The sequence below is a fragment of the Lysinibacillus sp. GW823-FHT02G10 genome, assembly GCF_058797135.1.
This window is the reverse complement of sequence record NZ_JBXAJI010000004.1, coordinates 40,534-60,276: the sequence shown is the minus strand read 5'-3', so window position 1 is coordinate 60,276 and position 19,743 is coordinate 40,534. Positions and strand designations below refer to the sequence as shown.

Annotated in this window: 24 protein-coding genes; 20 read left to right on the top strand and 4 right to left on the bottom strand. The window is 37.0% G+C overall.

The window, feature by feature from the left end; all coding sequences use genetic code 11:
* The first annotated feature begins 325 nt into the window (after nucleotides 1–325).
* From sufC to AC1RFD_RS14265, 15 genes are all read left to right on the top strand, one after another.
* The gene (sufC, locus tag AC1RFD_RS14335) at nucleotides 326–1,105 is read left to right on the top strand and encodes a Fe-S cluster assembly ATPase SufC (protein WP_016994918.1); all 780 of its coding nucleotides are present in this window, start codon (nucleotides 326–328) and stop codon (nucleotides 1,103–1,105) included.
* Nucleotides 1,106–1,123: 18 nt separating this feature from the next.
* A complete protein-coding gene (gene sufD, locus AC1RFD_RS14330) occupies nucleotides 1,124–2,431 on the top strand; it encodes a Fe-S cluster assembly protein SufD (RefSeq protein WP_048394394.1) in 1,308 nt (435 codons plus the stop codon).
* The gene (locus AC1RFD_RS14325; RefSeq protein WP_048394396.1) at nucleotides 2,431–3,660 is read left to right on the top strand and encodes a cysteine desulfurase; all 1,230 of its coding nucleotides are present in this window, start codon (nucleotides 2,431–2,433) and stop codon (nucleotides 3,658–3,660) included. Before sufD ends, AC1RFD_RS14325 begins: the two co-directional genes overlap by 1 nt.
* The gene (sufU, locus tag AC1RFD_RS14320) at nucleotides 3,650–4,075 is read left to right on the top strand and encodes a Fe-S cluster assembly sulfur transfer protein SufU (protein WP_054549449.1); all 426 of its coding nucleotides are present in this window, start codon (nucleotides 3,650–3,652) and stop codon (nucleotides 4,073–4,075) included. The genes AC1RFD_RS14325 and sufU overlap by 11 nt, the downstream gene beginning before the upstream one ends.
* A 99-nt stretch (nucleotides 4,076–4,174) precedes the next feature.
* Nucleotides 4,175–5,572 (top strand): Fe-S cluster assembly protein SufB, encoded by a 1,398-nt coding sequence (gene sufB / locus AC1RFD_RS14315; protein WP_016993620.1) that lies wholly within the window; start codon nucleotides 4,175–4,177, stop codon nucleotides 5,570–5,572.
* 254 nt (nucleotides 5,573–5,826) lie between these two features.
* Entirely contained in the window at nucleotides 5,827–6,825 is a 999-nt protein-coding gene (locus AC1RFD_RS14310) for an ABC transporter substrate-binding protein (RefSeq protein WP_103118721.1), read from the top strand.
* A 156-nt stretch (nucleotides 6,826–6,981) separates the two neighbouring features.
* A complete protein-coding gene (locus AC1RFD_RS14305; protein ID WP_054549447.1) occupies nucleotides 6,982–7,839 on the top strand; it encodes a DUF72 domain-containing protein in 858 nt (285 codons plus the stop codon).
* Nucleotides 7,839–8,663, top strand: coding sequence for a sulfite exporter TauE/SafE family protein (locus AC1RFD_RS14300; RefSeq protein ID WP_054549446.1), 825 nt, complete (start codon nucleotides 7,839–7,841; stop codon nucleotides 8,661–8,663). Before AC1RFD_RS14305 ends, AC1RFD_RS14300 begins: the two co-directional genes overlap by 1 nt.
* Nucleotides 8,664–8,683: 20 nt before the next feature.
* On the top strand, nucleotides 8,684–10,051 hold the full coding sequence (locus AC1RFD_RS14295; RefSeq protein ID WP_387256130.1) for a bifunctional metallophosphatase/5'-nucleotidase: 1,368 nt from the start codon (nucleotides 8,684–8,686) through the stop codon (nucleotides 10,049–10,051).
* 33 nt (nucleotides 10,052–10,084) lie between these two features.
* Nucleotides 10,085–11,194, top strand: coding sequence for an HD-GYP domain-containing protein (locus tag AC1RFD_RS14290; RefSeq protein ID WP_054549445.1), 1,110 nt, complete (start codon nucleotides 10,085–10,087; stop codon nucleotides 11,192–11,194).
* Between the two features lie 23 nt (nucleotides 11,195–11,217).
* Nucleotides 11,218–12,015: a sporulation protein YunB gene (yunB, locus tag AC1RFD_RS14285; RefSeq protein WP_048394406.1), complete on the top strand. Its 798-nt coding sequence runs from the start codon at nucleotides 11,218–11,220 to the stop codon at nucleotides 12,013–12,015.
* 107 nt (nucleotides 12,016–12,122) lie between these two features.
* Entirely contained in the window at nucleotides 12,123–13,040 is a 918-nt protein-coding gene (gene lipA, locus AC1RFD_RS14280) for a lipoyl synthase (protein WP_004228269.1), read from the top strand.
* Nucleotides 13,041–13,073: 33 nt separating this feature from the next.
* Nucleotides 13,074–13,421 carry a YutD family protein gene (locus tag AC1RFD_RS14275; protein ID WP_004228271.1) on the top strand — a complete coding sequence of 116 codons (348 nt, stop codon included), beginning with the start codon at nucleotides 13,074–13,076 and terminating at the stop codon, nucleotides 13,419–13,421.
* Nucleotides 13,422–13,535: 114 nt separating this feature from the next.
* The gene (locus AC1RFD_RS14270; protein WP_054549444.1) at nucleotides 13,536–14,063 is read left to right on the top strand and encodes a D-glycero-alpha-D-manno-heptose-1,7-bisphosphate 7-phosphatase; all 528 of its coding nucleotides are present in this window, start codon (nucleotides 13,536–13,538) and stop codon (nucleotides 14,061–14,063) included.
* 51 nt (nucleotides 14,064–14,114) lie between these two features.
* Entirely contained in the window at nucleotides 14,115–14,309 is a 195-nt protein-coding gene (locus tag AC1RFD_RS14265) for a hypothetical protein (protein WP_175400780.1), read from the top strand.
* 83 nt (nucleotides 14,310–14,392) lie between these two features.
* On the opposite strand, the gene AC1RFD_RS14260 is transcribed toward AC1RFD_RS14265, so the two are convergent.
* Nucleotides 14,393–14,659: a DUF3055 domain-containing protein gene (locus AC1RFD_RS14260; protein ID WP_009371988.1), complete on the bottom strand. Its 267-nt coding sequence runs from the start codon at nucleotides 14,657–14,659 to the stop codon at nucleotides 14,393–14,395.
* A gap of 88 nt (nucleotides 14,660–14,747) precedes the next feature.
* Between AC1RFD_RS14260 and AC1RFD_RS14255 the strand changes: the two genes are divergently transcribed.
* Nucleotides 14,748–15,200 (top strand): DUF86 domain-containing protein, encoded by a 453-nt coding sequence (locus tag AC1RFD_RS14255; protein ID WP_048394413.1) that lies wholly within the window; start codon nucleotides 14,748–14,750, stop codon nucleotides 15,198–15,200.
* A complete protein-coding gene (locus AC1RFD_RS14250; RefSeq protein WP_048394415.1) occupies nucleotides 15,197–15,949 on the top strand; it encodes a TIGR01457 family HAD-type hydrolase in 753 nt (250 codons plus the stop codon). The genes AC1RFD_RS14255 and AC1RFD_RS14250 overlap by 4 nt, the downstream gene beginning before the upstream one ends.
* Nucleotides 15,950–16,028: 79 nt before the next feature.
* On the opposite strand, the gene AC1RFD_RS14245 is transcribed toward AC1RFD_RS14250, so the two are convergent.
* Nucleotides 16,029–16,265, bottom strand: coding sequence for a YuzB family protein (locus tag AC1RFD_RS14245; protein WP_004228286.1), 237 nt, complete (start codon nucleotides 16,263–16,265; stop codon nucleotides 16,029–16,031).
* Between the two features lie 269 nt (nucleotides 16,266–16,534).
* Here AC1RFD_RS14245 and AC1RFD_RS14240 point away from each other — a divergent pair, with 269 nt between their 5' ends.
* A complete protein-coding gene (locus AC1RFD_RS14240; RefSeq protein ID WP_004228288.1) occupies nucleotides 16,535–17,599 on the top strand; it encodes an NAD(P)/FAD-dependent oxidoreductase in 1,065 nt (354 codons plus the stop codon).
* Nucleotides 17,600–17,653: 54 nt separating this feature from the next.
* Here AC1RFD_RS14240 and AC1RFD_RS14235 read toward each other — a convergent pair whose 3' ends face one another.
* On the bottom strand, nucleotides 17,654–17,989 hold the full coding sequence (locus tag AC1RFD_RS14235; RefSeq protein ID WP_054549443.1) for a YuzD family protein: 336 nt from the start codon (nucleotides 17,987–17,989) through the stop codon (nucleotides 17,654–17,656).
* Nucleotides 17,990–18,072: 83 nt separating this feature from the next.
* On the opposite strand from AC1RFD_RS14235, the gene AC1RFD_RS14230 reads away from it, so the two are divergent.
* Nucleotides 18,073–18,309 (top strand): NifU family protein, encoded by a 237-nt coding sequence (locus AC1RFD_RS14230; protein ID WP_004228295.1) that lies wholly within the window; start codon nucleotides 18,073–18,075, stop codon nucleotides 18,307–18,309.
* A gap of 50 nt (nucleotides 18,310–18,359) precedes the next feature.
* On the opposite strand, the gene AC1RFD_RS14225 is transcribed toward AC1RFD_RS14230, so the two are convergent.
* A complete protein-coding gene (locus AC1RFD_RS14225) occupies nucleotides 18,360–19,052 on the bottom strand; it encodes a DUF2225 domain-containing protein (RefSeq protein ID WP_048394419.1) in 693 nt (230 codons plus the stop codon).
* A 186-nt stretch (nucleotides 19,053–19,238) separates the two neighbouring features.
* Between AC1RFD_RS14225 and AC1RFD_RS14220 the strand changes: the two genes are divergently transcribed.
* Nucleotides 19,239–19,613, top strand: a complete 375-nt coding sequence (locus tag AC1RFD_RS14220) for a HesB/IscA family protein (RefSeq protein WP_048394421.1) — start codon at nucleotides 19,239–19,241, stop codon at nucleotides 19,611–19,613.
* The last annotated feature ends 130 nt before the right edge of the window (nucleotides 19,614–19,743 follow it).

Genomic DNA, 19,743 nt, shown 5'->3' with positions numbered 1-19,743 from the left:
TTATAGTATAGATATGTTGTTTATGCTAATTTGTCACAAAACCGCTACAATTAGCACTTTTCTCGAGGTTTTCACTATGTAGCTAGATGAAATTAATTCTCAATTAGGGAGATTTTATTGAAAATGAAGAAAGTCTATTCTCATTGTTTAGGTGAAGTAGTAATAATCTGAAAATGCTTACAAAGTCTTTATTTTTAAAGATTTTATTTAAGGAATGGGAAAGTAATTGAAATGGTTTGCATAGAGAACGATTTTCAGTTAAGATTAGAATGATGATAATTAAGGAATGGTTGACCCATTCACTGAACACTATGGAGGTATTTTCATGTCAACTTTAGTTATTAAAGATCTTCACGTTGCTATCGACGGAAAAGAGATTTTAAAAGGCGTAAATCTTACAATTAATACAAACGAAATTCACGCAATTATGGGACCAAACGGAACTGGTAAATCAACACTAGCTTCTGCTATTATGGGTCATCCAAAATATGAAGTAACTTCAGGTACTGTTGAGTTAGATGGCGAAGATGTGCTTGAAATGGAAGTAGACGAGCGTGCTCAAGCTGGTTTATTCCTAGCAATGCAATATCCATCTGAAATTGCTGGTGTTACAAATGCTGATTTCTTACGTTCAGCAATTAACGCGCGTCGTGAAGAAGGCGATGAAATTTCATTAATGAAATTTATCCGCGAATTAGATAAAAACATGGAATTCCTTGAAATGAACGAAGATATGGCTCAACGTTATTTAAATGAAGGTTTCTCTGGCGGGGAGAAAAAACGTAATGAGATTCTTCAATTAATGATGATCAAACCAACATTTGCAATCTTAGATGAAATTGACTCTGGTCTTGATATCGATGCATTGAAAGTTGTCTCAAAAGGCATCAACGCAATGCGCGGTGAAGGCTTTGGCTGCTTAATGATTACACACTATCAACGCCTATTAAACTACATTACACCAGACCATGTACACGTAATGATGCAAGGACGTGTTGTAAAATCAGGTGGTGCAGAGCTTGCACAACGCTTAGAAGCAGAAGGTTATGACTGGATTAAAAAAGAATTAGGAATCGAAGAAGAAACAGAAGAACAAGAAGCATAAGAAGGAGGACGAACTAGCATGACAGTGGAACTTAACTTGCCTGTAACAGTACAGGACGTGCGCTCGTTCTCAGAAGCAAATGGTGAACCTACTTGGTTTACAGAACTTCGCGCGGCAGCACTAGACAAAGTAGCTGGTTTAGATTTGCCAAAACCAGATAGAACGAATATTACAAAATGGGATTTCATGAACTTCCCAGTGTTGGCAGTTCATAGTGAGGCATTCCCTTCATTGGATGCTCTACCTGAAGAAGCAAAAGGTTTAATTGACCTTGAAGCACAAGAAAACCTATATATTCAACGTAATAATACACCAGCATATATTAAGGCATCACAAGAACTTGCTGATAAAGGTGTTATTTTTACTGATATTTTCACAGCAGTTCGTGAACATGGCGAACTTGTACAAAAATACTTTATGACAGAAGCTGTTAAAGTAGATGAGCATAAGTTAACAGCACTTCATACAGCACTTGTTAATGGTGGAGTGTTTGTATACGTACCAAAAAACGTGATCATTGAGCAACCACTTCAAGTTGTTTTCCTTAATGACAATGCGGAAGCTTCATTATATAACCATGTTTTAGTAGTAGCAGAAGCGAATTCAGCAGTAACATATGTGGAAACTTATGTTTCAACAGTTGAAGAGGCAAAAGGGCAAGCGAATATTATTGCGGAAGTCGTTGTTCAAGATAATGCACAGGTGACATATGGTGCAGTAGATGTCCTTGCAAAAGGATTTACGACATATGTTAATCGTCGTGCACGTTTAGCGCGTGACGCAAAAGTTGACTGGGCTCTTGGTCTAATGAATGATTCTGATACAATCTCTGAAAACATTACGCATTTGATTGGTGACGGTTCTCATGCAGATACAAAAACAGTCGTAGTTGGTCGTGGAGAACAAAAACTTAACTTCACTACTGAGGTTCGTCACTGGGGTAAAAACTCAAACGGGCATATCTTAAAGCATGGTGTAATGAAAGATGCAGCTCAGTCAATCTTTAACGGTATTGGCTATATCGAGCATGGTGCGACAAAAGCCGATGCACAACAAGAATCACGTGTATTAATGCTGTCAGAAAAAGCTCGTGGGGATGCAAACCCAATTTTATTAATTGACGAAGATGATGTAACAGCAGGACACGCAGCATCTGTTGGTCGAGTAGATCCATTACAGCTTTATTATTTAATGAGCCGTGGTATCTCGAAAGCAGAAGCAGAGCGCCTTGTTATCCATGGATTCCTTGCGCCAGTTGTTACGCAATTACCAATTGAAGGCGTTCAAAAGCAACTGACGGAGGTTATTGAAAGGAAAGTTCGCTAATGATGAATAAAGACATTAAAAGCTATTTCCCAATTTTAAATCAGGATGTAAATGGTCATAGACTTGTATATCTTGATAGTGCAGCGACGTCTCAGAAGCCTGTTCAAGTGATTGAAGCGATTAAAGCTTATTATGAATTTGATAATTCCAATGTTCACCGTGGCGTGCATACACTAGGAAACCGTGCAACAGATAAATATGAAGGTGCTCGTGAAAAGGTTCGTAAGTTTATTAATGCGCAATCAACACAGGAAATTATTTTTACGCGTGGTACAACAACCGCTTTAAATACAGTTGCGACAAGTTATGGTCGTGCAAATGTTGTTGAGGGTGATGAAATTGTCATTACTCATATGGAGCATCATTCCAATATTATTCCTTGGCAACAATTAGCCAAAGAAAAAAATGCAACTTTAAAATACATTGAGCTTGAAGCAGACGGCACTCTTAGCCTAGAGAAAGTACGTGCGACAGTCACACCTAAAACAAAAATTGTTTCGGTGTCTATGGCATCAAACGTACTTGGAACAATAAATCCAATTAAAGAAATTGCTCAAATTGCACATGCTAATGGTGCTGTCATGGTAGCCGATGGTGCACAAGCTGCGCCACATATGAAAATTGATGTGCAAGATTTGGATGTAGATTTCTTAGGTTTCTCAGGGCATAAAATGTGCGGACCAACTGGAATAGGTGTACTATATGGTAAAAAGGAACACCTTGAAAAGATGGAGCCAATTGAGTTTGGTGGCGAAATGATTGATTTTGTTGGGCTTTATGAGTCAACGTGGAAGGAATTACCGTGGAAATTTGAAGGTGGAACGCCTATTATTGCAGGTGCAATAGGTTTAGGAGCCGCTATTGATTTCTTAACTGATATCGGGTTAGATAACATTCTAGAGCATGAGCATAAGCTTGCAGGCTACGCAATGGATCAACTTGAAACAATTGACGGTTTGAAAATTTTTGGCCCACGTGACCCTATGAAGCGTTGTGGATTAGTAACATTTAATCTAGATGATGTACATCCACATGATGTGGCAACGGTGCTTGACATGAATGGTATTGCTGTTCGTGCAGGACATCATTGTGCACAGCCACTAATGAAATGTCTTCAGCAAGTAGCGACAGCACGAGCAAGCTTCTATCTGTACAATACAGAGGAGGATATTGACCGTTTAGTTGCAGGGTTACGTTCTGCGAAGGAGTATTTTGGCGATGTCTTTTAATAATTTAGATCAACTATATCGTTCAGTCATTATGGATCACTATAAGAATCCTCGTAATAAAGGATCTTTAGATGATAATGCTGTAACGATCGATATGAATAATCCGACTTGTGGCGACCGTATTCACTTAACATTGAAAGTGACAGACGGTGTTGTAGAGGATGCAAAATTTGATGGTGAAGGCTGTTCTATTTCTATGTCCTCTGCATCAATGATGACACAGCTCATCAAAGGAAAAAAAGTAGAGGAAGCTATTGAGCTTTCTGATATTTTTTCTAAAATGATGATGGGTGAGGAGTACAGCGATAAATATGACCTTGAGGATGTTGAGGCACTGCAAGGTGTTTCACAATTCCCAGCACGAATTAAGTGTGCAACATTGGCTTGGAAAGCAATGGAAAAAGGTGTGAAATAAATCTTACTTCCTTGTTCTTGAGTGAAAGCTACTATGCCTTCACTCAAAGCAAGGGATGATTACCTAGAAAAATACATCTCAATGAACGGAGGAGAAACGATGGCTAAAAAAATGCCTGATATCGGCGATTACAAATACGGTTTCCATGACAAGGACGTATCAATTTTCCGTTCAAAACGCGGTTTAACTGAAGAAATCGTCCGTGAAATTTCAAATATGAAACAAGAGCCAGAATGGATGCTAGAATACCGTTTAAAAGCTCTTGAAACATTTTATACAAAACCGATGCCACAATGGGGTGGCGATCTTGGAGATTTAGATTTTGATGAAATTACGTACTATGTAAAACCATCAGAAGCTACTCAAAAATCATGGGATGAAGTACCTGATGAAATCAAAGCAACTTTTGATAAATTAGGTATCCCAGAAGCTGAACAAAAATATCTTGCAGGTGTATCTGCACAATATGAGTCTGAGGTAGTTTATCACAACATGAAAAAAGACCTTGAAGATCTTGGTATTGTGTTCAAAGATACTGACTCTGCTCTACGTGAAAATGAAGATATTTTCAAACAATATTGGGGCAAAGTGATTCCTTACACAGACAATAAATTTGCTGCTTTAAACTCAGCAGTATGGTCAGGTGGATCGTTTATTTATGTGCCACCAGGTGTTAAAGTAGAAACACCGTTACAAGCTTACTTCCGTATTAACTCAGAAAATATGGGTCAATTCGAACGTACTCTTATTATTGTAGATGAAGGCGCTCACGTACACTATGTTGAAGGTTGTACAGCTCCTGTTTACACAACAAACTCTTTACACTCAGCAGTTGTAGAAATTGTTGTTCGTAAAGATGCATATTGCCGTTATACAACAATTCAAAACTGGGCGAACAATGTTTACAATCTTGTAACGAAACGTACAGTTGTAGAAGAAAACGGTACAATGGAATGGATTGATGGTAACATCGGTTCTAAATTAACAATGAAATACCCAGCATGTATCCTAAAAGGAGAAGGTGCTCGTGGTATGACATTATCGATTGCATTAGCAGGTAAAGGACAACACCAACATGCTGGCGCTAAAATGATCCATATGGCACCAAACACATCTTCAACAATCGTTTCTAAATCGATTGCTAAACAAGGTGGTAAGGTAACGTATATGGGACAAGTTCGTTTCGGTCCTAAAGCAAGTGGTGCACGTGCTAACATCGAATGTGATACGCTGATTATGGATAATCAATCGACTTCTGATACAATTCCTTATAACGAGATCTTTAATGATAATGTATCTTTAGAGCACGAAGCAAAAGTTTCAAAAGTATCTGAAGAACAATTATTCTATTTAATGTCTCGCGGAATTTCCGAAGAAGAAGCAACAGAAATGATCGTAATGGGCTTCATCGAGCCATTCACAAAAGAACTACCAATGGAATACGCAGTAGAAATGAACCGTCTGATTAAATTCGAGATGGAAGGTTCTATCGGTTAATTTATTAGCCACCCCTAGTCACAACATAAATTGTGACTAGGGGTTTTTTGTGTTTTTACGTCGTGAAAGAAAGTGGATAATTATAATATATCGAAATAGTACTGGATTTATTTAAGATTACATACTAAAATGATAATGAGAATCAATATCAATTGAAAAGGGGGATGGTAAATCTAGAAGATGTTCAGTACTTCAATAAGCAAGATGAGATAGTTAATCATCATAACAATCATCATTCAAAGGAGAATAGGTAAATGAAAAAGAAATTTTTATTTATTAGTTTCATAGCATTATTTATGCTCATTCTCGCCGCATGTGGAGAGAAGAAGGCAGTAGAAGAGGAATCTTCCACTGATACACCAAAAGAAGAAGAAGTGACACAAACAAAAGAAGAATCAACAAATGAAAATGGCACGAGAACGATTGAATATCTTGGTGAAAGCTATGAAGTGCCAGAAAAAGTGGAAAGAATTGTTGTAACAGGAGCTATGGAAGCAATGGAGGATATGGTGGTGCTGGATGTTCACCCAGTTGGAGCTATTGCTATTGGTGGCAAGTTCCCTGAGCTCTATGCTTCTGTAACAGACAAAGCAGAATCTATTGGTGAGAAGATTAAACCAAACTTTGAAAAAATATTAGAATTAAATCCAGATGTCATTTTAGGGTCCACAAAGTTCCCAGAAGAGGTACAAAGTAAATTAGAGAAAATTGCACCTACAATTTTAGTTTCACATATTTCGACGAACTGGGAATCTAATTTGAATTTACTAGCAGAACTAACTGGTAAGCAAGCAGATGCTGAGAAGATCTTATCTACATATAAAGCTGATATTGAAGCTGCTAAGTCCACGTTAACTGAAAAACTACAAGATCAAAAAGTAGCGGCTATTCGTATTCGTGGGGGACAAGCGTATGTTTATCCAAAAGAAGTATTTTTAAATGCAGTTCTTTATGGCGAGCTTGGTTTAGCAGTACCTAATGAAGTTGCTAAAGCTAAATCTCAAGAGGCCATTTCTGTGGAGCAACTTGCAGATATGAATCCTGATTATTTATTTGTGCAGTTTTCAACAGATGAAAATGCGGACGCGCCGAATGCTTTAGAAGACTTTAAAAAGAATCCAATCATCCAAAATATTACTGCATTTAAAAATGACCGAGTATTTGTTAATGTACTAGATCCACTAATGGAAGGTGGCCCTGCATATAGCCGAATTAAGTTTTTAGAGGCTATTCAGCAAAATCTTGTGAAATAAACGTCGCCTGTTATAGTAGCATGAGTTCAATGGAAGATGGACTCATGCTTTTTCTTTGGCATAATTAAGTGATAAAAAAAGGTATATTTTTTACATGATGTTTATTTGTAGTGACATACTGTGTGCTATGATTATGTACATAGAGGAGGATGTCACATGATTGTAGTAGGATTAACTGGTTGGGGCGATCACCCTTCACTTTATAGTGGAGTGACTACTTCAAAGGATAAATTATTTGATTACACAGGTCATTTTTTAACGGTTGAAGTAGATACTTCTTTTTATGCCATACCAGCCAAAGAGCATGTTCGGAAATGGTGTGAGGATACACCTGAAAACTTCCGTTTTGTTGTGAAAGCTTACCAAGGAATGACGGGTCATTTACGTGGAGAGATTCCCTTTGAATCAAAAAATGATATGTTCAATGCATTTATTGAATGTGCCAATGAATTTAAACGTTATGGAAAGCTAGCCATGGTATTAGCACAATTTCCACCATGGTTTGATTGCCAAGGAAAAAATGTGCAATATTTATTGTATATCCGACAGCAGCTAAAGGATTTTGAAGTAGCGATTGAATTTCGAAATCAAACATGGTATGCAGAAAATGTTGTCAAGCAGACGATAGATTTCTTACGAGAACATCAATTTATCCATACGATTTGTGATGAACCACAGGCTGGTGTAGGATCTGTTCCTTTCTACCCTGTAGTGACTGCAAATAAAGCGTTGATTCGTCTCCATGGTCGCAATATACATGGATGGCGGAACACAGGAAATGCAGAAAATTGGCGTAAAGTTCGCTTCTTATATGATTATAATAAAGAAGAATTACAGCAGCTTGGGGATAGCATGAAAAAGCTTGAACCAGAGGTCAATGAACTCTTCGTTTTATTTAATAATAATTCTGGTAATCATGCAGCGAAAAACGCAAAAGAGCTACAAGGTATGTTGAATATTAACGATGTCGGGTTGGCACCTAAACAATTAAACATGTTTGAAGGGGAACTATAATGGAGTTTATTTTATTAGTCATCATTGCCTTGCTTGCTGGTCTAATTGGCTCATTAGTTGGGCTAGGTGGTGGTGTAGTATTAGTACCAGCAACATTATACATCGGCTTAAATTTAGGAATGATCCCAGATATTACACCACAAAAAGTAGTCGGTTTATCAGTGGTGATGATGATTTTCACGGGACTTGCCTCCACGCTAAGCTATATGAAATCTAAAACGGTGGATTATAAAAGTGGTTTTATATTCTTTATTGGAAGTATTCCAGGAACAATCCTTGGCGCATGGGTCAATAAAGGATTAGATTTACCATCCTTTAATTTATATTTCGGTATTTTACTTATTATTTTATCGATTATTTTGCTTGTGAGAGACAAACTGAAGCCTGTAAAATGGTTTGTAAAAAATGGTATGCAGCAAGAGTTTACTGACTCTGAGGGAAAAACCTATGTATATGGCTATCCCATTTGGTTTGCTATTACATTAACATTTGGTATTGGCTTTGCTTCTGGTTTATTTGGAATAGGTGGCGGCTCCATGATCGTGCCAGCAATGATTATTTTATTCTTATTCCCCCCACATGTCGCGGTGGCAACATCGATGTTTATGGTATTTTTAACGTCCATTGTTAATTCTGCAAGCCATGTTTATTTCGGTCATGTACCCTGGCTTTATACTATTCCAGTTATTCCTGGTGCTTATGTTGGAGCAAAGCTGGGTGCTGCGTTAAATAAGAGGATTAAATCCGATACACTTGTACTAGCTTTAAGGATTATTCTATTATTACTAGGAATTCGATCTATTATAGAAGGCATATTAGCTTAATTTGAAGTGAGGTGGCTTTAATGCTTGAAAAGATCCATATTTTTCACACAAATGATTTGCATAGTCATTTTAAGTATTGGCCACGAATGCAAAGCTATGTGAAAGAAATGCGCAATAAATTAGAGAATATCGGGGAAACAAGCTATTTGTTTGATGTTGGAGATCATTTAGATCGTTCCAACATTTATACAGAAGCAACAGTTGGGAAAGGTAATGTGCGATTGCTAAATGAGGCGGGTTACGATGTGGTGACAATCGGCAACAATGAAGGCATTACATTATCCCATGAAGAGCTCTTCCACTTATATGACAATGCTAATTTTGATGTTGTAGTTGCAAATGTATATGCCTCCCACGGGAAGAAGCCAGCATGGATGAAGCCTTATGTAATCTTAACAACAGCAATGGGTACGAAGATTGGCGTCATTGCAGCCACGGCCATGTTTGAAGTATATTATGAAGAATTAAATTGGCATATGGACGACGCTAGAAGTACACTGCTACGTTTAGCGCATCAACTACGTGAAGAAGTAGACATTGTTGTATGCTTATCCCATTTAGGCATTACAGAGGATGAGCTCTTAGCGGATGAGTGTCCAGAAATTGATGTTATATTCGGCTCTCATACTCATCATGTCCTACCAGAGGGCAAAGTGATTAATGGGGTTTTACTGACAGGTGGAGGTAAGTTTGGCCAATATACTGGACATCTTATCATAGAATATGATAAAAAATTGAGGAAAATTGTTGAAAAAAAGGATACTTTAATTCATAATAAGGATTTGCCAATTGTTAAAAATGAACAGAAAGTGGTACAGTTTTTGGAGGATGAAGGAAACAGAATATTGGATACTCCAGTTTTTACAACAAAGAAAGCCTACAACAAGGAATGGTTCCATTATTCACAGCTATCTGATTTATTTGCACATGCAATTTTGGAAAAAAGCGGAGCGGACTGTGCATTATTCAATGCAGGGATATTTTTAGATGGTCTTCCTAAGGGAATAGTGACTGCCTTAGATTTGCACCGAATTTTTCCACATCCAATTAATTTATGTACAATTGAATTATCCGTCGCTGAAATGAAAGAAATTTATATGCAATCTAAAAATGAAGAATGGCCTTATATCGAACTAAAAGGACTAGGGTTTAGAGGCGTCATTTTTGGAAAAATATTGACATATGGATTTTCCATGAATGAAAATCGGCAATTGTTAATTAATGGTAATCTAGCAGATCAAAATCACATTTATAAACTGGTCACATTGGATCTGTTTACATTTGGTTATTTTTATCCAAGTTTTAAATATGCAAAAAAACAATATATTTTACCTGAATTTTTACGAAACATTATGATAGATTATGGTCAAAGATTCTTTAAACAATAGAGAGAGTTTAAAGAATGGAATGGGGAAGAAGTCATGCGATTAATTTCAATCGATGTATTAAAAGAAGGAATGGTATTAGGAAGAACCATTTGGAATGAGGCAGGTCATCCGCTTTTAAAGAAAGATGTTGTCATTAATGACCGTATTATTCAAAGACTTCAACAGTTAAATACACATTATTTATATATTGACGATGAGATTTCTGAGGGAATAGAAGTAGAAGAGACCGTTCCACCTGCTATGCGAAATAAAGTCATCAAAACTATAAAGGATTCGTTCCAGTCCATTGATGGTTTGAATCCAGTAAATGCTTCTTATATATTAGATCAGCAATCAAAGACAATTGTTTCGATCATAGATGAATTACTTTCAGCAGTTACTGGAAATAATGAAATTCTAACCATTTTAACAGATGCTTATTTATTTGATGAATATTTATATCAACACTCTTTCCAAGTGACATTGTATTCTATTGCCATTGCCAAAGAACTAGGCTACTCTGCTGAGGATTTACGTTTGATCGGGATAGGTGCGTTATTACACGATGTCGGTAAACTAATGGTACCGAAAGATATTTTAACAAAGCCAGGACGTTTAACGAATGATGAGTTTGAAATGATGAAGATGCATGCTCGTTACGGTTTTGATTTATTACGGAATTTACATTCAATCTCTCTGCTTGTGGCGCACTGTGCTTTCCAACACCATGAACGTATTGATGGAAGTGGCTATCCAAGAGGACTTGTTGACTTTGAAATTCATCCATTTGCCAAGATAATTGGTGTTGCAGATGTTTTTGATGCGGTGACAACGAATCGTGTATACCGGGAGAAGATGCTCCCTTCACAAGGACTAGCTATTGTTGAAGCTGGCTCGGGCACTCTTTATGATGCTCGAATTGTAAAAGCTTTAAAAAGAGCTGTTGTTCATTATCCAAATGGTGTTATTTTAAAATTATCAGATGGACGCCGTGGGATTGTATCTAGACAAAACACGTTGGATGCAGCATTACCATGGATTCGTATTTTTGAAGAACAAGATCAATTGCTGGCAGCTACATATGAAATTAATTTAGTGGATTATCCTGATGTAACAATTGAAAATGTTGAGACGGATTATGTGGTTCCCGCAAAAGTAGAATAAATTACTCCTCCTGTTCATACGTTATGGAACAGGAGGAGATTTTTTTGTTTTTCCCTCGAAAAAGAATGAAATTACGCTCATATGGTAGAAGGGGAATGCGTCTTAATAAATTAACGATTTTAATTGTTAGTATGGTTGTTTGCCTTATATTATTTATTTATTATTTAAATGAACGGCTCATGCCAACCTATTTGCAATATGCGGAAGTGCAAACTACGAAGATTGCCTCATATGTTGTGAGTAAAGCCATTAATTCACGTACCTCTAATGTATTAGATGTAAATGATATCATTGAAGATATTCCTCCAGGTACGTCTGAAATGATGACGACTAAGTTTAATACAGAAATCATTAATCGTGTTCGAGCAGAGACATTAGAGCTTGTTAAAATGTATTTGGAGCAAGCTGAACAGGGAGAGCTATCCCATTTACCTGAATTAGATAATGTTGAATATGATATTAACAGGATCCAAGATGGTGATGGCATTGTCTTTTTTGTACCGCTTGGTCAAGCAGCCAATATTCCCTTGCTTGGAAATTTGGGGCCAAAGATCCCGATTCGCTTCCATGTGATTGGGAATGTTCATAGTAATGTGACATCCTCTATTCAAGAATTTGGAATCAATAGTGCTTATGTGGAGGTAGGTATTCATTTAGAGGTAAATGTTCAGATTATTGTTCCTTTCGCTAGTAAGTCTTCTACCGTTGCACAGGATATACCTGTAGCGATGGGCCTAACAAGGGGACCTGTTCCAAACATTTATACCAATAGTAGTGATGCGCCACAACCGTCCATAGAAATACCTGTCCCTTATAAATAGAAATGTTTGTTGTGATAGTTGTTGGAGTGCCTTTAATATGTTACATTGACAACAGTGAAGATAGTTAATATTAAAAAATGTATATTTTTGATAGGGGCGATATTCGTATGACATCTTGTAAACCTACAAGTAAAGAAGAACATGTAAGAAAACCAGATTGGCTAAAAATAAAACTAAACACGAATGATGAATATAAAGGGCTTAAAAAGCTGATGCGTGAGAAAAATCTGCATACAGTATGTGAAGAAGCTCGTTGTCCAAACATCCATGAATGCTGGGGAGAGAGACGTACTGCTACCATGATGATTCTTGGTTCCGTTTGTACACGTGCTTGTCGTTTCTGTGCAGTGAAAACAGGTTTACCAAATGAACTAGATTTGGCAGAACCAGAGCGCGTTGCAGATTCAGTAGCCATTATGAATTTAAAGCACGTTGTTATTACAATGGTCGCACGTGACGATTTAAAGGATGGCGGAGCGCAAGTTTTAGCAGAAACAGTACGTGCAATTCGTCGTAAAAGTCCTTTCACATCTGTTGAGGTATTGCCATCAGATTTAGGCGGGATGAAGGAAAACCTTCAAATGTTAATGGATGCAAAACCAGATATTTTAAATCATAATATTGAAACAGTACGCCGTTTAACACCTAGAGTGCGCGCTCGTGCAAAATACGAACGCTCTTTAGAGTTCCTGCGTTTAGCTAAAGAGATGCAGCCTGAAATTCCAACGAAATCATCACTAATGATTGGATTAGGCGAGACACATGAAGAAATTTTAGAAGTCATGGACGATTTACGTGCAAATAATGTAGATATTATGACGATCGGTCAATATTTACAGCCAACGAAAAAGCATTTACCAGTTAAAAAATACTATTCACCAATAGAATTTGGTAAACTGCGTAAGATTGCCATGGAGAAAGGCTTTAAGCATTGTGAGGCTGGCCCACTTGTACGTAGTAGTTATCATGCAGACGAACAAGTAAATGCTGCAACGAAAGAACGTCAATTACAAGCGGAAGTGTAAACGTCAAGGCTGAACGAAAAGGGTGGTGTCACTTTGATCATAGTTGAAGGATTAGAATATGAACTAATAGAAGATTATCGCGAGGCCTTTCAGGAGGAAGTTTTTCAGGAAAGATACTCAGATATCTTAGCCAGATACGATTATATTGTAGGTGATTGGGGCTACAACCAGTTACGTTTAAAGGGGTTTTTTGATGATAAAAATCAAAAATCCACTTTTGATACAAAAATAAGTACGCTTCAAGATTATCTATACGAATACTGTAATTTTGGCTGTGCTTATTTCGTATTACGTAAATTGGGGAAAGTTATGAAACAGCCAGAAGTAGTGGATATGAGTGAAGTAACAAAGCCAACAGACCATGAACCTTTAGCAGAATAAACTCTTATACAAAAACCTGATGTGATAGGCATCAGGTTTTTTTTCATGATTGTTAGCTTTTGTGTAATTGGGGAAAACTAAAGCACAAAACAGCTTATCGAAGGTGTGTTGCAAATGAAAAGAGCCGTATTTTTAGATCGTGATGGTGTTATCAATGAAGTACTGACCAATCGTGTGAAGTTTGTGAATAAGCCTAAGGATTTGTATTTTTTACCGCAAGTGCCTGAGGCAATCAGAAAGCTAAATAAGCATTTTGATTATGTGTTTGTCGTGACAAATCAAGGTGGGGTTGGTTTAGGCTTTATGAAGGAAAGTGGCTTACAGAAAATACATGAACATATGGTGAAGGAGTTAAAGAAAAAAGGGGCAGTAATCCATGAAGTCGTTTATTGTCCGCACAAACCTAAGTCAGGTTGTGCCTGCCGCAAGCCCAATAGCAAATTAATTGTGGATTTAGGAAAGAAATATAACATTGATTTATCAAAATCCTATATGGTTGGCGATACAGATACGGATATTATTGCAGGAAAACGGGCAGGAACAAAGGGTGTTTTCCTAGGAGAACAAGATCCATTAGCAGATGCTGTCTTTCCAGATTTAATAAGCGCTGCCCAGTGGATTATTAAGGATGTCACAGCTTAAATGTATTGAGAAAAAGGGCGTATAAATCATTAAAAAAGGGATAATTTATGAATGGAGGTGATGATGTTGGCAAAAGAAAAACGCAATAAAAAGCCATTAGATCGAGAGGAATATGGGTATGGTTTTGATATTAGTGTAGACGATTTAGCTGTGATTGGTCAAAATCAGCAAGCGAAAAAGCAAAATGATAATGAAAATAAAGACAAGCCCCATAATAAAGATAATCCATCCACTTTAAATAAATAACAATACGTAAAAAGATTTCGCAATCGCTCAGGGTTAGCGAAATTTTTTTATGTTATATAAAAAAACACCCAATAAAATGGGTGTTAGTTCAATAATTCACGCAAGTATTCCCGTAATTCGATTGTTTCTTCCTCTGTGCGATTGTACACATGTTCTAAGTAACCAGGCTCTTCTACATCATCAGGACCAATAATAGCAAAGCGACCGAACTGGATATCCATGACAAGCACTTTTCCAAAGAAGCGGCCAGATTGTAATATAGCTAAATCATAACGTAGCTTTTGTCCAGCAAAACTAACAAATCTTGTTTTCGTATCTTCTACATCATCATATAAAAAAAAACGTTCCATCTTTTAATCTCCTTCCAATCCTATAGTTATGGTACTATAGAAGAGAAAAGACTATCAACTTTTAAAGATTTGAATGGGGGCTTTCCTTGTGTATTTTGTAGATCGTAATAAAATCACAAAAAATTTACAGTACTTAGATGGGCTATTAACTATTTTGGAGACAGAGGATAACTGGCTTCAGAATGATATAAAGAAATTAGCTATCGAGCGAATTGGACACAACATTATGGAGTCAATGATGGATGTAGGAAATTTAATGATTGACGGTTTCATTATGCGCGATCCAGGAAGCTACGAGGATATTATTGATATTTTAGTCGATGAAAAAGTTGTAGCTGCTGATTTGGAAGCACCATACAAAGCAGTTGTTGGCTTACGTAAAATGCTAGTGCGTGAGTTTATAGAGGTAGATATCCAAGAGGTTATCCATGTATTAACAGCCAATCTAATGGCTTTAAAGCAGTTCTCGCCAGCAGTTCATAATTATTTAACAAATGAATTAGGACCTGTTTCAGCATTTTTGCCAGAGGATCATCAATGAAACAATATAAGGCCTATTGCTTTGATTTAGATGGTACTGTCTACCGTGGGAAGGAAGGTATTCCTTCTGCGGTAGCTTTTATTCATCGTTTACAGCAAGCAGGAATTGAGCCATTCTATGTAACGAATAATTCTTCGAAGACGCGAGAACAACTGCAAGAAGCTTTACTGTCTATTGGCGTGAACGCGCCATTAGAGCATATTTATTCAAGTGCATTGGTCACAGCAAAGTATGTGGCCCTACATTTTCCAAGTAAAAAAGTAGCGATGATGGGTACAGATGGTATTCGTCAGGCACTACTCAATGAAAATATTGTGCCTGTTGAGGATGAGCCCGATGTATTTGTTATGGGGATTGATCGTACGCTTGATTATATGGCACTTGCTAGGGCAACGGTTTTTGTTCAGCAAGGAGCGACCTTTATTGCCACGAATCAGGATATTAAATTCCCAACAGAATACGGGTTCTTACCAGGCAATGGTTCTTTTGCACGCTTGGTAGGAGAAGTTGCAGATGTTGAACCAATCTATATTGGTAAGCCATCGCCAGCCATGCTGGAAGTAATTGCGACCGAACATGGAATTGCGAAAGAAGACATGGTAATGATCGGTGATAATTATGATACGGACATTATGTGTGGCATTCGATTTGGCTGTGACACCATTCATGTGAATACTGGGGTGACGCCTACAAAGACTGTCCTCGAAAAAGAATGCCAACCTACATATGTAGTGGACGTACTTAAGTAATAAAAGGATGTTTATGCTAATTTTCAGCATAACATCCTTTTTATTTGTTCAAATTTATTCATATAGGCATTTTAGAAAACTACCATAAAGGATTTTCTTCAATAAATTGATAAATGGCTTTCGTTAATTCATCAGGAGAATCTGCTTCTACTAATTCACCGTTTACTATTGCATAAAAGGATTCTGAGCACTTTGTACAATAACTGAGGCAGCCATATTCCAAAACGTCGATGTTTGGATCGCGTTCGAGTACTTCATAAGTTGCTTGAGAGCCATTTGCTAAATTACTTATACAAAATTCAACCATTGGATTCATCCATGTCACCTCACCAAAGTAATGCTACTCGGTTTTACGATTTTCGTCAATTATTTATGTTTAAGAGAAAAGAAACGTTTTTTAATAAAAGATAAAGGGAATTTGTTATTAATGGTTTAAAAATCAATAGAAATGAACAGGTTCTCGTTTATTTTGTGAAATCTTTCACAAAATTTCATTCTGATATTGTGAAACTTCTCACAATCGGTTATACTCGTTTGTGGATACTTTGTGAACAATTATTAAAAGAGATATAAAAGGAGACTATTATGGGAAAATTAGTACTTTTAGGTGGCGGCTACGGCAATATGCGTGTCATGCTTCGTCTATTAAACAGCCTACCATTAGACAGAGAGGTAGTTATAGTAGATAGAGCCCCTTTCCATAGTTTAAAAACAGAGTTTTATGCATTGGCGGCAGGGACAGCAACAGATAAAGAAATTCGTGTAAGCTTCCCAGAGCATGAACGTTTAACAGCCGTATATGGAGAAGTCGTTGAAATTAATCGTGCGGAAAAAGTAGTCATTCTTGAAGACGGACAACGAATAGAATATGATGATTTAGTCATTGGGCTTGGCTGTGAAGATAAATATCATGGTGTACCAGGTGCGGAAGAGTATACGTACAGCATTCAAACAATGGGTAAATCACGTGCAACATTCCAAGCACTTTGTGGGTTACCAGCTGGGTCTACAGTTGGAATTATAGGGGCTGGCCTAAGTGGAATTGAGCTTGCAAGTGAGCTACGTGAAAGTCGCTCAGATTTAAAAATCAAGCTATTTGACCGTGGTCAACGTATATTGAAAGATTTTCCGGAGAAACTCAGTAAGTATGTGAAGGATTGGTTTGTTAAGCATAATGTTGATGTGGTTGCCAATTCAAATATTACAAGAGTAGAGCCAGGTAAAATTTTTAATCATGATGATGAAATTTTACTCGATGCAGTGGTTTGGACTGCGGGGGTTCAGCCAGTCAAAATTGTGCGTGATATGGATGTTGAGAAAGATAAACATGACCGTCCACTTGTCACACAGTATTTTAATTTACTCGATGATGAACATGTCTATGTTGTAGGAGATTGTGCTTCATCAGATTTAGCCCCAACAGCACAATTAGCAGAGGAACAAGCGGAGCAAATTGTGAAAGTACTTCGTATGCGTTGGAAAGGTGAACATTTACCAGAGAAGATGCCAGATATTAAATTAAAAGGCTTTATGGGAGCTCTTGGTAAAAAACAAGGCTTTGTATACTTAGCTGATACAACAGTAACTGGGCGTATCGCTCGCTTAATGAAATCAGGATTATTATGGTATTACAAACGTCAAAATGATTAATTAGCTGAAAGGGATTGTTTCAAAAATCATTTTGAAACAATCCCTTTATTTTTATTAAACCGTTTCGTCTGGGACAAACCCTAAATTTTCAAGGGCTGTAAATACAGGCTTTAATTGGACATAGCCCTCTCCAACTACCTCATTGTTAATGAGGACAAGGGGGTAGAAAAATTCATCGTCTTGAATACGTGACGCATACTCTTGGTCGCGTTCATTCTCAATTGGACCTTCAATATCGATATAGCGAATATCATATGCTTGATCTGGATATTTGCGATTGATGGCTGCTTGTAGCCACTCATATGTATCCTTGGAAGATGGGGCATTGACACAACTAGCACAGATGACAGCTGTTCCATAAATTTCAATCATAGGTTTTGTTGATGGCATAGTATTTTCTCTCCTTGTGATTCAATATTGGATTTTTTCTGTTGCTAACATTATAATCATTATAAGGAAAGGAGTCGAGATAAATGGCAGAAGCAACAATTAACGACCAAGTTCAAGAGGTATTAGATAAATTACGTCCATTCTTACTACGTGACGGTGGAGACTGTGAATTAGTAGATGTTGAGGATGGCGTTGTGAAATTACGTTTATTAGGTGCTTGTGGCAGTTGCCCAAGTTCTACGATTACATTAAAAGCTGGTATTGAACGAGCATTATTAGAAGAAGTACCAGGTATCGTCGAAGTAGAGCAAGTATTCTAAGCCTTTTTAAAAAGTTCTAGCTGTTTGCAAGCTAGAACTTTTTTATTTACCTATTTATGACGCGCATGTTCTTTTTCTTCACGAATAATGGCCCACTGTTCTTTCGCCATATCTATAATTTTTGCCTCACCACCGACACTTTGTTTTTCAATGACTCTAGAAAAGAAGCGTGTCGCATTTTCAATATCTCCAATACGTCTAGATAATTCAGCAATCATATACATAATTCGGACAGCTGACATTTGTGTAGAGCTGTAGTCCTCGGTAGAATAAGATTCCATATAATAATCACGTGCTAATTTCATAAAGCGCTCTTCTTGTCCACTATTGTTTAAGGAACGATAAAGCCATGCAAGACGTAGAGTTAGTCCAGCAATCGCTACATTTTTTTCTTTTTTAATCGTGCCACAAAGAAACGCTAACTTATAGGCTTGAATCGCTTGAAATACGGTACGTTCACCCTTGAAATCATGATGCACCCATTTTTCTGTAATTTGTGTACGTATATCATCTTGGATACCCGGTGCAAAATATTTTGTAAAGTCTTCTGTAAAGGAAAAGCCACAATGCTCACATACAAAAACATTATAATAGAGAGCATTCACTTCATCTGCATAAATAGGTTGAAAATCTGTTTCCGTATGATCTACTTTAATAAATTTTGAACGCACTTTTAATGTTGGAAATTCTTTTTTGCAATTTAAACATTGAATTTTTTTCTCATAATATGGTGAAATCTCCATATATATTACCCCCTGCCAAGAATTCGTTGTAACTATTATACCAATGATGTTTTTATTAACATGAATAAAAAATACTATTAATGTGAAAAATATGAGAATTATAACTTATAATCGACTTGAAGCTGAATGTTTGTCATACAATGGTCAAAATTGTTATGATAATACGTAAGAAGGAAGGTGATTGGGATGACAAGTACAAAGCAAATTATAGAAGTGACACAGGCTGCTGGCTTTCATATTAATGAAATGATGGAGCATAATGAAGAACAAGGTTCTTTTTTACGTGTAGTGGTGAATGGTGGCGGCTGTAGCGGGCTATCCTATGGTATGCATTTTGATAAAGAGAAAAAAGATGATGATTTTGAAGATGTTCAGCATGGTTTAACAATTCTTGTTTCCCGTGAAGATGCGCCGATTTTGATGGGAACAAAAATTGACTATAAACAATCGCTAATGGGCGGTGGCTTCACAATCGATAATCCAAATGCCATTGCATCATGTGGCTGTGGTACGTCTTTCAGAACAGCAAAGCGTGAAGGTACGCCTGAGGTTTGTGAGTAAAAGTAAATAAATCCATTCGAATAATGGGCTAACAATAATAGGCTTCTTTGATTGATGATGTTGCAAAACATGATGAATGAAAGGAGCTTTTTTCTTTCTTTTTATTTACCTGTTTGTAAGTAACTATGTT